This window comes from Cytophagales bacterium, from assembly GCA_033344775.1.
In the GTDB taxonomy this organism is placed as follows: domain Bacteria; phylum Bacteroidota; class Bacteroidia; order Cytophagales; family Cyclobacteriaceae; genus JAWPMT01.
Map to the genome: position 1 here is coordinate 854,420 of JAWPMT010000002.1, position 15,483 is coordinate 869,902.

General features: G+C 46.1%; 2 protein-coding genes. Both read left to right on the forward strand.

The window, feature by feature from the left end; genetic code table 11:
- Positions 1 to 7,719: an amino acid adenylation domain-containing protein gene (locus tag R8G66_07730; protein MDW3192238.1), complete on the forward strand. Its 7,719-nt coding sequence runs from the start codon at positions 1 to 3 to the stop codon at positions 7,717 to 7,719.
- A gap of 1 nt (position 7,720) precedes the next feature.
- The gene (locus R8G66_07735) at positions 7,721 to 15,451 is read left to right on the forward strand and encodes an amino acid adenylation domain-containing protein (protein ID MDW3192239.1); all 7,731 of its coding nucleotides are present in this window, start codon (positions 7,721 to 7,723) and stop codon (positions 15,449 to 15,451) included.
- Positions 15,452 to 15,483 lie beyond the last annotated feature (32 nt).

Below are 15,483 nucleotides of genomic sequence, written 5' to 3' on the forward strand. Positions count from 1 at the left end.
ATGAAGAAGGCATACAATGGAATGGAAATTGCCGTAATTGGCATGGCTGGAAAGTTTCCTGGTGCAGATTGTCACTTAAAATATTGGAACAACCTCATTGATGGTGTTGAAGGGATCAGTTTTTTTACGGATGAGGAATTACTTGAGAATGGTGAACAAAAAACCCTCCTGTCCAATCCTGATTATGTAAAAGCGAACAGCTATCTGGAAGACAAAGAGAACTTCGATGCTTCGTTTTTTGGCTATGTGCCAGATGAAGCCAGTTTGATGGATCCACAGATGCGGGTTTTCCATGAATGTGTCTGGGGTGCCATGGAAGATGCAGGTTACATCATGTCTGAAAACAAGGACAAGGTTGGCGTTTTTGCAGGAGGGTCTGATAATGTCAATTGGCAGAATTATGCGGCATTGGAAAACATGAATAAGAGCAAGGTACCTCATTTCAGTCTGGGGCACCTTAGCCATATCAAATACCTATGCACGCGATTGTCTTACCTCTTTAATTTAAGTGGCCCTTCCATCTATGTTGATACGGCTTGTTCTACGTCCTTAGTGGCGATACAAAGAGCAGCGATGAGCTTGTTGCTAGGAGAGTGCAGCATGGCGATTGCGGGAGGTGTTAGTGTCGGTAACCTCAGTAAAAACGGATATTTATATCAGGAAGGGAGCATTTATTCGAAAGACGGACATTGCCGTGCTTTTGATGCCAATGCGAGCGGAACGATCGGGGGAGAAGGTGCTGGTGTAGTGATATTGAAGCGCCTCAAAGATGCCATAGCGGATAAAGACAACATCCATGCGGTGATCCGGGGGAGTGCGGTCAACAACGACGGTAGTAATAAAGTCGGATATACGGCACCAAGCGTGATTGGTCAGTATCAAGCCCACCTGAAGGCACGCAAAATGGCAAATGTGCCAGCGGAGAGCATCAGTTACATTGAGGCGCATGGCACGGGCACCCCATTAGGAGATCCGATTGAGATAGAAGCGTTGACCCTTGCCTATGGCAAGAGTGAGAAGAAATACTGCGCCTTGGGTTCTGTAAAGACGAATATCGGACATTTAGATGCGGCCGCAGGAGTTGCAGGATTCATCAAGACCGTGCTGTCATTAAAGCACCGTCAACTTCCGGCAAGTTTGCATTTTGAGCGGCCCAATCCCAAGATCAACTTCGATGCTTCACCTTTTTATGTGAATACGGAGTTAAAGGACTGGAAAGTTGAAGGCTATCCATTGCGCGCGGGTGTGAGCTCCTTTGGGATCGGCGGCACGAATGCGCACGTGATTCTGGAGGAGGCTCCGGAAGTAAGCTCGACGGAATCGAAACGTTCCTATCAGTTGCTGAAGTTATCAGGCAAGACCTCAGGCGCGCTCCAGCGGAATGCGACGCACCTTTTGGAATACTTGGAAAACGCGGAAGAAGCGTCTTTATCGGATATCGCTTATACGCTGAACACGGGCCGGGAATCGTTTTCCCACCGGAAAGTGCTGGTTTGCAGGGATCGCGAAGAGGCGATTGTCCAATTGCGAGAGATGCAAGATTCTCGTGGGACTAAAGCGTTGAGTAAAAAGACGAACTACAAAGTTGTTTTCATGTTTCCGGGTCAGGGTTCACAGCATGTGAACATGTGCCGTGATCTCTATGATCGGGAACCATCCTTCCGGGAGTCCATTGATCAATGTTTTGAGCTCATCACGAAACTGAGTGGCCGGGATTTGAAGCAGGTTGTGTTTTCAGAGGGTTCGACGGGTATTGATGACCTGGAGAATGCATTACCGCTGCTGTTCAGTTTTGAGTATTCCCTGGCAAAACTTCTGATGAGCTGGGGGATTCAACCAGACAGCATGATTGGCCATAGCAATGCGGAATACATAGCAGCCTGCCTCAGTGGGTTGTTGAGTTTGGAATCAGCCTTAGGTTTGATTGTTCGTCGCGGAGAGCTGATGCAGCAGATGCCTGCTGGAAAGATGCTGAGTGTATCGATCTCATCGCAGGATTTACAACCCTATTTAGATCAGGCCCCTGAGATTGCCTTTGCTGCGCACAACAGTGCCACCTCGTGTGTGGTTTCGGGACCTCCTGAGGCAGTAGATGCATTTCAGGCACTGCTGGAAGGAGCAGGCATCATGACAAAATCGGTACGCTCTTCGCATGCGGGCCATTCCCAGATGATGGATGGTATGCTGGATGCTTATCGTGAGGAATTGGAGCGGGTGACTTTTTCTGAACTTCAGACGCCATTTATGTCGAACTATACAGGGAAGGAGGCGAGCTATGAAGAGGTAAGTAAACCAGACTACTGGTTGAAACATCTGCGTCATACGGTGAAGTTTTCCGAAGGGATCGGGGAGTTGATGAGCTCGGAGCATGTATTGTTTGTGGAGGTAGGCCCCGGCAAGACGCTGGGATCATTTGTTGGCGCTCATCCTAAGAAAGGCAGAGGCCATCAGGTGGTGAATATGTTGGGGCATCCGAAGGAAGAGGAGAATGACTTCAAGCGTGTCTTTGAAGGATTGGGCAAACTGTGGGTTCATGGTCACCAACCAGATTGGAGTGCCTTTTACGGTAATGAAGAACGGAAGAAGGTTTCCTTACCGACGTATTCCTTTGAAAAAGAGCAATACCCAGCCAATGTCGATGCGACGAAGATGATCATGGAGATGATGTCGGTACAGCGTCCGGTGAGCACATCTTTATCGGAATGCCTGTATGTGCCCTCATGGGAATCCTCGGAGTTGATCAAGGAAGGGCACGGCTTAGGAGAGAAAGGAGAACACCTCACCTTGTTTTTCTGTGACGATTCCTGGCAAGGCCTGGCAGACGGATTATTGTCGTCATTGAATGCGAAAGGAGATACAGTTATTGAGGTACGAAAAGGCACTTCTTTTGAAGAGAAGGAAACAGCCTTCACGATAGACCCAGAAGACAGGAATCACTATGATCGACTGTTAGGGTCGATTGACCGTAAAGGGAAAGATGTGCGGATCATATTCGGTTGGGGGCTGAGTGTAGAGGAACCACAGATACGTTTAGAATCGTACCGTAAGAAGCTAGGAGAGAGCTATTTCAGTTTACTGGACCTGACGCGTTCAGTAAGCGAATGGGTAGGCAAGGATCGGGTAGAGATCACGACACTGACCCACAGATTACATCAGGTATTGGGAAAGGAAGCTGTTTTGGCGGACCAGTCCCCGATGTTGGGAGCGGTAAAGGTGATCCCGAAGGAATATACAAACATCAGTTGCCGCAACATAGACCTCAACAGGGTAGATGGTGACGAAGAATTGATTGGTTCGTTGCTGGATGAGCTCCATTATTCTGATGGTGAGCAGCTGGTGAGTTATCGCTACGGAACAAGGTTTACGCCTTCGTTACGTCAAAAGATAGTGGACTTACCAGCCAATAATGAGGAACTCTCATGGGTAGCAGGAGGAGTCTATCTGATCACAGGAGGTCTGGGTGGAGTAGGGTTGACCTATGCTGATCAACTATCGAAAGAGGTACCCGGAGTGAAGTTGATCTTGTTGGGTCGAAGGACATTGCCACCCAAAAGCGATTGGGCTTCATGGCTAACATTAAATAAGAAAAATAAAGAAGAAGATCCACAATACAGTACCATAGCAACTTTATTGAAGATCGAGGAACGAGGAGGTGAGGTGTATTATGTCAGTATTGATTTGACAGACGCGGCGGCCCTTAAATCAGAGCTCACCAGGATTACCCAGCAGACAGGTCAGATACGAGGTGTGATCCACACGGCGGGTATTGGAGATTTTGCAGGTGTGATCCATAAACGGAGCCGGGAGGATTGTGAGGAGATCTTTTCATCGAAGATCTATGGTACGATCGCGTTGACCTCAGCCCTGGAGGGCAAGGAGTTGGACTTTACGGTGTATTGTTCCTCATTTTCATCGGTATCGGCCCCGTTTGGTCAGGTAAGTTATGTAGCGGCCAATTTGTTTTTGGAGTCCTTTGCCCGGTCACAGTCATTGGTACAACAAGGCAAGGTGATCAGCATTGGCTGGAACCAGTGGTCAGAGGTGGGCATAGCAGCCAGAGAGATTGCAGCGAAGCGGTTCAACTTGAGTGAGGACAGCATCACCCCGGAGGAGGGTTATGATTTATTGAAGCGGAGCTTGAAACTGAACCGGCCTGAGGTTTTCATTACCCGATATGACCCAATGGCCAATCGAGATCAGCCTCAGGCAGTGGTAAGTCTGAGTCCATCATCGGTAGACACAGCTGCAGACAAGGAGGAAGCATCGACCAAAGAGCTGTCAATAAGTAGTTACAGTGATCTGGAGACTGGGTTACTGGAATTATGGCAGTCCTTTTTTGGCAAGACTGACCTGGAGGTAGAGGATGACTTTTTTGAGATCGGAGGAGATTCCTTGAAAGCGTTGACGATGACGCGTCGGATCAACATGCACTTTCAGGTGGACATTTCGTTGGTGGACTTTTTTAAGCACTCGACGATTGTTTCACTGGCCTCGTACTTATCGGATCAGGAAGGCCAAAGTCATGAATCGATAGCTAAGGCAGAGGAGCAGCCACATTACGGGTTATCATCGGCACAGCGCCGGTTATATTTTTTATATGAGTTTGACCGGTCTTCTCTGGCATACAACCTGCCACAGGTGGTACGGTTTGAGGGGGATTTGGACAGGGAACAATTGGCGTATGCCTTACAGCAACTGGTTGATCGTCATGAAGCCTTAAGAACCTCCTTTGAGATGGTAGGTGAAGAGGTGGTACAGCGGGTACATGCGGACTGTGCACTTGATATTGCTTGCTACGAAGCAGAAGAATCAGAGGTCAGTTCACTGGTGAAGGCATTCATCCGGCCTTTCGATCTGTCGACAGCCCCATTGATCCGGGTAGGCTTGATCCGTGTATCGGAAGCGGACCATGTGTTGATGGTAGATACGCACCACATTGTGAGTGATGGCACCTCACAGGGGATACTGATCGGAGACTTCATGCGGTTGTATCAGGGTGAGGAGATGACGGCACTATCCTTACAATACAAGGATTATTCGCAGTGGCAGGGAAGTGAGGCATACCAATCAGGGCTGTTAGCCCAACGTGACTATTGGCAGGGAATATTTTCCGAGCCAGTGACGGTGATGGAGTTACCGACAGATCATGCACGTCCGCGGTTGATGGAACATCGTGGTGGCAAGATAGGGTTCATGCTGGAGGCGAAGGAGACGGCTGCCTTGAAACAGTTGACGCGAGAAGAAGGGACGACTATGTTCATGGTATTGTTGTCGGCGCTGAATGTGTTGTTGAGCAAGCTGAGCAATCAGGAAGACATAGTGATAGGTACACCGACGGCAGGTCGGAACCACACGGATTTGGAAGAGATGATCGGGATGTTTGTGAACACGCTGGTGTTGCGCAACAACGTATCAGGGGCGAAGACCTTCAGACAATTTTTGCAGGAGGTAAAAGAACGAACGCTCCGAGCATTTGACCACCAGGACTACCAGTATGAAGACCTGATCGACTTATTGCAAGTGAGCAGGGAACCCAACAGGAACCCCCTGTTTGATGTGATGTTTGTCTTTCAGAATTTTGAGGCACAGGAGCTCAAAGTGCCAGGAGTTACTTTGAAGGGATACCCTATCGTTCATAAAACCTCAAAGTTTGACCTGACCTTTTTTGTGGCAGAACTGGCTGAAAACTTGCGAGTCGAGCTCGAATTCTCGACAGAACTGTTCACTCAAGATACGGCAGAACGATTTTTGGGATACTTAAAAGAAGTACTTACATGTGTCACATTTGACCATTCGGTGGCCGTGTCGGAAATTGAATTATTATCAGAACAGGAGCGAACTATGCTTCTGAATCAATACAATCTATCAGACTTTGGCTACCCAGCCACGGCAACGCTGGTTTCATTATTCGAGGAACAAGTAAAGCAGCAAACTGATCAAGTGGCCCTTATCTACGGAGAAGAATCAGTGAGCTACAATGATTTGAATGTTAGATCAAATCAGCTTTCAGGCTATCTAAAAGACAAGGGAGTAACTACGGGATCCATTGTTGGCTTGTTATTGGATGATCCCCTGCAACAGGTTGTAGCCATTCTTGGAGTATTGAAGGCCTCAGGATGTTATTTGCCTATCGATACGACTCATCCGGACGAGCGAGTTGGTTATATGTTGGATGATAGTGCATGCCAGATGGTTTTAACCACTGCGACGCAAATTTCTTTACGTCAACAATTGTTGGAAAGTCGAGAGGTAGTATTGGTATCTGATGATCAAATACAAAACTATTCAGGACATAACCTGACTCAAGAGGCCACAAGCAGTGATTTGGCTTATATCATTTACACCTCAGGTACGACCGGCCGTCCGAAAGGAGCGATGATTGAGCATCGACAAGTGGTTCGTTTATTTTTCAATGAGTCCCCCTTGTTTGATTTTGGTCCGTCCGATGTATGGACCATGTTCCATTCTTACAGCTTCGATTTCTCTGTATGGGAGATGTATGGAGCGTTGTTGCATGGAGGTAAGTTGGTTTTGCTATCCCGTCAAGAAGCACAGGACCCGTCAATGTATCGTCGACTGTTGGTGAAACATGGGGTGACGATCCTGAACCAGACACCAACCGCATTTCAAAACCTGCAAACAGAAGATCAACTGAAGGGTGACAGTTCCTTACTGGTTCGTCAAGTAATTTTTGGAGGTGAGAAGCTAATTCCGGGTGCCATCAGGTCCTGGCAAGAAAAATATCCTGATACACAGATGATCAACATGTACGGAATCACGGAGACTACCGTGCATGTTACTTACAAGCTGTTGAAATCCAGTGATTTATCATCTAGTGTGTCGAACATTGGTAAGCCCATTCCAACGACTCAGGTGTATGTGTTGGATGATCATGGCAAATTGTGTTTGCCTGGTGTGAAAGGGGAGTTATATGTAGGAGGCGATGGCGTTTGCCGAGGCTATTTGAATAACTCGGAACTTACAGTGAAGAAATTCATCCCGAATCCGTATCAACCAGGAGGCCGATTGTACAGGACTGGAGATGCAGGTCGCTGGTTACCTAATGGAGATTTGGAATACCTGGGCCGGATCGACAATCAGGTTCAAGTGAGAGGATATCGCATCGAATTGGGAGAGATTGAAACGCATCTATTGGCACATGAAGGGGTAAGAGAAGCAATAGTTACCAACTGGGGTGAAGGGACTAATGTCAGCCTGGTGGGATATTATGTGTCCGAAGAAGAACTGTCAGTTAGTACGTTACGAAACCACCTGTCATTGCAGCTTCCGAGCTATATGATCCCAGCATACTTTATACATCTGGAACGGATGCCATTGACCGGAAATGGTAAAGTGGATTTGAGGGCCTTGCCAGAGCCGGAAGCTACTGCTCAGGAAGCATACATTGCGCCGAGAAATGAGACTGAAGAGCAATTAGCTCAAGTCTGGAAAGAGGTATTGAAGGTCGAGAAAATTGGCATCAATGACAATTATTTTGCTTTAGGTGGTGACTCGATCAAAGTGATCAATATCGTGAGCCAAATCAATAAAGCCTTCAATGCTGACATAACGATCGCTGACGTTTTCGCTCACCAGACCATTGAACAAATCGCCTCATTGATTCCAGATCAATCTGCTGAAACCTCGACAGAAAATTTAAGAGATGAAGTCCTCGATGAATTTGCGGCTTTAAAAGATAAAGTGCTTAACCATGGATAAAATGGATGACATTGTAGACGTATATCCAATGAGCGATATACAAAAGGGCATGATATTCCACTCGATCAAGGAAGGTGGAGTTTATCATGATCAGATGCTGCATCTATTGAAAATCGAACACTTCAATGTTGAGATATTTCAAAAGGCCTTAGCACTTATATCATGGAAACATGCCATGCTTAGGACAAGTTTCAGCATGGAAAAGTACGACGAGCCTCTACAATTTGTGCATAAAGGTGTCGCTATAGATTATTTGCATCAGAACCTGACTGATTTATTAACGGATCAACAAGAAAAATTCATTGAATCCGAACTTCAAATGGATAAGTCTAAACCTTTTGATTTGTCTCGACCTGGAGCCTGGAGATACCGGTCTTACGCATTGGGCGACAATAATTTTGCCGTTTGTTTCATCTTTCATCATGCAATACTCGATGGATGGAGCAATGCCTCTTTTAGTACAGAATTACATGATATCTATTTTCAATTATTAAAGGATCCAGGTTATACGCCAACACCACTGAAAAGCTCCTATAAGGACTTCATCATCGAACAAAGATTGCAGAAGAAAAACAACCATGGGGAGGAATTCTGGAAACAAGAACTTGATGATTATACCAGGTTCGCGTTTGATGAAAAAGAAGACATTGCCACATTTAAACATGCAAATGCGGTTATTGGTGCAGAGGTCTACGAACAACTGGTAAACTATTCCAGAACACATCATTTAAACACCAAATCCGTTTGCTACGCGGCTTTTTTGTATTGCCTCAGGTTGTATGCCCACAGCAGTGATATTACCGCTGGATTAATTACCAACAATCGTCCAGCCATCGAAGATGGTGAAAAGGTATTAGGCTGTTTCCTCAATACGGTACCATTCAGGTATGTTTTTGAGCAGGACCAGACATGGCATGAATTGGTCAAAAGCGTTCACGATAAGTTGATCCAGCTAAAGAAATATGATCACCTTTCACTATTGGAGATTTCAAAACTGGTTGATGGAACTACCGACGAAGAGAATCCCATTGTTGATGTAATTTTTAATTATATCGATTTCCACGTTTATGATCAGATCAATGATCACAAACCGGAGCAACTCAATGGAAATTCGGAGGTCTTTCGATTCAATGCGGGAAGTTATGAACGAACCAACTTCGGGATGGCTTTTACGGTGAGTACGACAGATGGGTTGATCTCCTGTACGCTTTCTTATCTGACTTCATACGTAAGCGATGGGGTTGTTGAAGACTTCCTTGCTTTATATGAAAGGGTGATAAAGGAAATTGCAGCTCGCGCCAATGATCCTATAAAAAAAGCAAGTGTCTTTCCGGATGACATTATTACAAGCTTGACAGCAAGTGATCAATTCAAAATCGGTTACCCAACCACAGCGACGTTAGTTTCCTTATTTGAAGAACAAGTAACGCAGCAAGCAGATAAGGTTGCCCTCATCTATGGTGAAGAGTCTGTGAGCTATCATGACCTTAATGTTCGATCGAATCAGCTGGCTGCGTACCTGAAATATAAAGGAGTAACAACCGGATCCATTGTTGGATTGTTATTGGATGATCCATTGCAACAGGTGATTTCCATTCTCGGAACATTAAAAGCCTCGGGATGCTATTTACCAATTGATACGTCTCATCCGGATGAGCGCATTGGTTATATGTTGGATGACAGTACATGCAAGATGGTCCTGACCAATACCGCCCTGGCTTCCGCTCGTCAACAACTGCTGGAAGGCCGTGTAGTGGTACTGGTGTCTGATGAAAAAGTACAGACCTACTCTGGTGAGAACCTTGTCCGGGAAGTAGGGAGTAGTGATTTGGCATATATCATTTACACATCAGGAACGACCGGTCGTCCGAAAGGGGCGATGATCGAGCATCGTCAAGTGGTTCGATTGTTTTTCAATGAGTCACCTTTATTCGATTTTGGTCCTTCAGATGTGTGGACCATGTTCCATTCCTACAGTTTTGACTTCTCCGTATGGGAGATGTATGGGGCGTTGTTGCATGGAGGCAAGTTGGTATTACTATCACGTGAAGTAGCGCGAGACCCTGGTATCTATCATCAGCTGTTGGCGGATCACGGAGTAACAATCCTGAATCAGACACCAACTGCGTTTCAAAGCCTACAAGCTCAAGATCATCTGAAGGGTGACAATTCCTTGCAGGTTCGTAAAGTAATTTTTGGAGGCGAAAAGCTGATTCCGAGCGTCATCAGGTCCTGGAAAGAGAAATACCCTGAAACGGAAATGATCAACATGTATGGGATCACCGAGACCACCGTGCATGTGACCTACAAATTATTGACCGCCAGCGACCTATCGTCAAGTGTTTCCAACATAGGTAAGCCTATTCCAACTACCCAGGTACATGTATTGGATGATCAAGGCCAGTTGAGTTTACCTGGAGTTAAAGGGGAGCTGTATGTAGGAGGTGATGGTGTTTGCCGAGGGTATTTAAATAATTCAGAACTCACAGAAGAGAAATTTATTCCTAATCCGTTTCAAGGAGGAGGTCGATTGTACAAGACTGGCGATGCAGGTCGCTGGTTACCGAATGGGGAATTGGAATACCTGGGTAGGATCGATAATCAGGTACAGGTGAGAGGCTATCGCATAGAAACCGGCGAGATAGAGACGCATCTATTAGCGCATGAATGGGTAAAAGAAGCGGTAGTAACCAGTCGGGGTGAAGAGACAGATATTAACCTGGTGGGATACTATGTGTCGGAGGAAGAACTGTCAGTAAATACATTAAGAAGCCACTTGTCACATCAGCTACCAAGCTACATGATCCCAGCATACTTTGTTCACCTGGATCAGATGCCATTGACAGGTAATGGGAAAGTAGACCTGAGGGCTTTACCAGAGCCAGAAGCGACTGCTCAGGAAGCATACATCGCCCCACGAAACCCCGAAGAAGCGCTGTTATGTGAGATTTGGCAATCAGTATTGAGTATTGAAAAGATCGGGATCGGGGATAACTTTTTCACGGTAGGCGGGGATTCGATCAAGTCGATCCAGATCATATCCAGGTTGCGTGCATCAGGTTATGAGTTGTCAGTAAAGGACATATTTTCTAGTCAGACGATCGAAGTATTAGCGCCTCGAATGCGCCTGCTGACTCGGGAAGTTGACCAGTCTCCGGTTACGGGCTATGTACCTTTGACCGGTATACAAGCCTGGTTTTTCGCTCAGCCATTGCAGGCTGCGCATCATTTCAATCAATCTGTGTTACTGAACTTTCCGAATGGGATCACAGAAGCTACGGTAAGGACGATTTTCGATCAGTTACAGCGACATCACGATGCATTTCGGATGAGCTATTCGATGGATACTTCAGGCGTTCATCAAGAGAATAAAGGCATTCCTTATCCGCTTACGTTGACCTATGCTGATCTTAGCTCAGACAATTCTGCCACAGCTACACTGTCAACCTTGTGCCAGCAAGAACAAGAAGGGATAGACCTGAAGGAAGGACCGCTGCTGCGGTTAGGTCTGTTTGATATGCCTGATGGAAGTCGATTACAGGTTGTGGTCCATCACCTGGTCATGGATGGAGTGTCCTGGCGAGTGCTGTTTGAAGACATTGATAGCCTGTACCGACAGATCGAAGCAGGTAAATCCTTGCAATTGCCTCCGAAGACTGATTCCTACAAGAGCTGGTCGGAGGGTTTACGGTCGTACATGAAAGGGGAGACGTTCAAGAATAACCTTTCCTACTGGCAAGAAGCGTTTAAGCAAGAATGTGGTGACATTCCAAAAGACACATCTACGGAAAGTAACCGGATGTGTGATACCAGAACGGTCCATTTTCAGCTGGATGCAGCAATCACAACAGATCTTTTGACCACTGTTCACAAGCCCTTTAATACACAGATCAATGATATGTTGTTAAGTGGCTTGATCCTGGGCGCGCATGAATATTATGGTAATGACTCATTGCGGGTGGATCTGGAAGGCCATGGCAGGGAAGAGATAGTACCAGACCTGGACATCAGTCGAACGATCGGATGGTTTACGAGCATTTATTCGGTGGAACTGAGCTATGCATCAGAGATGTCAGCGGTATTGAAGGGAGTTAAGGAACGGCTTCGAAGTATTCCTCAGAATGGTGCGGATTACCTATTAGCAAGATACGTATCCCAAGAGTTGCCGGAAGTAGATGCTTCATCTCAAACCAGGATCAGCTTTAATTATCTGGGGCAGTTTGATGGCGATACCGAAGGTCGTGTGTTTGAGATAGCGTCTGAGTCATCCGGGTTGAATCACTCCGAGGAAGAGATCCGCTTTCATGACTGGGACTTCACAGGCATGGTAGCAGGAGGTCAGTTGACACTAAGTTTGACCTACAACAAGGAGGCTTATTCAGAAGAGAAGGTCCGGTCGTTCATGTCTGCGTACCAGTCACAGCTACGATCCCTGATCACGTATTGCCAGGGCTATGTTGAAGCGGGTAGAAGGGAATTAACTCCTTCAGATCTTTCCTACAAAGGCCTGACACTTAATCAATTGTCACACTTACAGACAGAGTACAGGTTGAAGGATGTCTATCCACTGTCACCGATGCAAGAAGGGCTGTTGTTTCACGCCCTGAGTGAACCAGATACGAGCTATTATTTTGAACAGGTAAGCTACCGCCTAGAGGGTCAGGTTGACCAGTCGGCGGTAGAACAAAGCTTGTTGAGGTTAGCCTCACGCTATGATATTTTGCGTACGGTGTTTGTGTCTGGCGGACATGATCGACCGCTGCAGGTGGTACAGGAAGATGGAGTGATAGGCTACACGTATGAAGACCTCCGTGAAGAGGTATCTACCTCAAGACAAGAATTAGAAGAGATACTGCAAGGTTACCGGGAAGCTGACCGTTCGCGAGGTTTTGATTTGAGTAAAGGGCCCTTGATGCGAGTGAGCATCTACCGATTAAGTGAAGCGGTATATGAGTTTGTCTGGAGTCACCATCATATCTTGATGGATGGTTGGTGCATGAGCATCCTGATCAATGAGTTCGGGGCATTGTACAGCAGCAAGGGAGCACAGCAGACGCTCAATTTACCATCGGTGCTTCCATATTCGGACTACATCATGTGGCTGGAAGGTCGAGACATGGAAGCCTCGTCAGCCTATTGGTCGAAATACCTGTCGGGATATGCTACCCGCGCTATGCTACCGGGCAAGCATCAGATACAGCATACATCTACAAACCCCGATAAAACCATGACCAGACTGGTTTTGGATCGGGAACAAACTTCTGGATTGCAGGAAGTATGTCAGGGATATGGAGTGACGCTCAACACGATGATCCAGGGAATCTGGGGCATCTTATTGAGTCGATACAATGATACCAACGACGTAGTTTTTGGTACGGTTGTTTCAGGCCGTCCGGCGGAGGTAAAGGGCATAGAAGAGATGGTGGGCTTGTTTATCAACACGATTCCCGTTCGCGTAGGCTATGAACAGCAAGAGGGCCTGGAGGCCTATTTAAAACGACTTCAAGACCAATCTTTGGCAAGTGAGCCCCATCATTATCAGAAGTTGTCAGAAATCCAATCGATGAGTGAGTTGGGTCAGGACCTGATCGACCACATCCTGGTATTTGAGAACTACCCAATATCAGAGCAGATCGAAGACGATGGTGAAGAGACTAGCCACGACTATGTGGTGTCGGGTACACAGATTTATGAAGAGACCCACTATGACCTATCGGTTACAGTATTGCCCGGAGAGGAGATCATCATCGACATTAAATATAACCGGAACAGATACGAAGATTTCCTGATATCAGGGGTTAAAACTCACTTGACACAGCTTGTTTTTCAAATCACGTCAAATAAGCGACTAAAACCTTCGGAGATCGATCTGTTATCGGATAAAGAAAGCGTTCAACTCATTGATGAATTCAACCAAACAGATCAGCCATATCCGCAACACATGTCACTACTGGATCTCTTTGAAGAAACGGTTACTGGAACTCCTGAGGAGATTGCATTGATTCATAATGACATAAAGGTCACTTACCGGGAATTGAATGAAAAGGCAGAACGCATGGCTGCTCAGCTTCAGCAAGCCAACGTAAAGCAAGGAGATATCGTAGCGCTACTGATTGACAGATCCGTTGAATTGGTAGTTGGCATACTTGCTACCTTAAAGCTAGGAGCGACTTACCTGCCATTAGACATAAAACAACCAGAGAAACGGATCAGGTATTTGTTGTCCGATAGCAATACGGTGCTACTGCTTTCGGAGCATGAAAATGTGTCATTATACAGCGATCAAGTAAATGTAATGGATGTTTGGAGTCCAGAAGAAAGCACGAACTCCTTCACTCGTTCATCTGATATGTCCTCTACGGACATTGCGTACATCATTTATACCTCAGGGTCTACTGGACTTCCAAAGGGCGTCATGATTGAACATCGATCAGTCGTCAACCTGGTTCACAGTTTGACCAACAGGTATGGGCTTCAGAGAGGTGAACGAATTTTGTTATTCGCCAACATCAGTTTTGATACGTCGGTGGAACAGATGTGGCTCGCTTTCAGTACGGGTTCTTCCTTGATATTGGTTGATAATTCAACCTTATTGAATACCACACAATTCAATGACTATCTCGCTAAAAATCACGTAACCCACTTAAACACGACACCTTCATTCTTGGCTGGGATGGAAGTGAAGCCCCTTGAATCATTCAATCGAATAATCGTTGGAGGAGAAAAATGTCCACTGGAATTAGCGGAGAAGTACAGTTCATATTGTGACTTTTACAATTCCTATGGCCCAACTGAAGCCACGGTCACCACTCACACGTGTATTTTTCACCCGGAAACGCACGATACACCCGTAATTCCATTGGGTCGTCAAAACGCTAATGTTAAAATTTATGTCTTGAGCAAAGACCGGAAACTGCAGCCTGTGGGTGTGCCCGGTGAAATCTACATCGGTGGAGATTGCTTATCCCGTGGCTATTTGAATAATCAGAAATTAACGGAAAATAAATTTGTTGATAGTCCTTTCCATGAAGGAGAGAAGATCTACAGTTCCGGAGACCTGGGAAAGTGGCTACCAAATGGCCATCTGGAATATCTTGGAAGAGTAGAGCAACAATTGAAGATCAGAGGCTTTAGAGTGGAACCCGGAGAAATTGAATATCATCTCGTTGCCCATGAAAGCATTAGAGAAGCTGCGGTAGTGCCGATAGGAGATAAGGACGTTTCTCTTAGCGCATACTATACGTCAGATCATGAATTGTCGCGTGGTGAAATCCGCTTTTATTTATCAGAGCGCGTACCCGAGTACATGATACCCAGGGACTATGTTCATATGGACAAATTGCCCCTGACTTCCAATGGAAAACTCGATACGAAAGCCTTGCCTGCCCCTCAGATTACAATAGAAGGAAGCTATGTAGCTCCGGCAAATGAAGTGGAGGCTAAACTGATTCACTTATGGCAAGAGGTACTTAATGTAGAAGCAACAGCGATAAGCACTGATTCGAACTTTTTTGAAATAGGAGGGACTTCCATCAAGCTTGTCCAGCTTCAGGAAAAGATGAAGCAAACATTTGAAACAGACATCAATGTCGCAACGATTTTCAGGTCACCGACGGTGGCCAGTCTTGCTGAATTTTTGATGAAGGGAGACACGAAGATTGAAGAAATCAATGAACGTGTAGATGCTTCAGTAAGTGAAGCAGATGACTTTTTTAACACATTTAACCAATGATCAGGTAGGGTCTTAACGCCACCGAAAACGAA

Excerpts from the sequence above, each read along its gene's own strand:
- R8G66_07735 (MDW3192239.1), top strand. The coding sequence starts at position 7,721 with ATGGATGACATTGTAGACGTATATCCAATGAGCGATATACAAAAGGGC.
- R8G66_07730 (MDW3192238.1), top strand. The coding sequence starts at position 1 with ATGAAGAAGGCATACAATGGAATGGAAATTGCCGTAATTGGCATGGCT.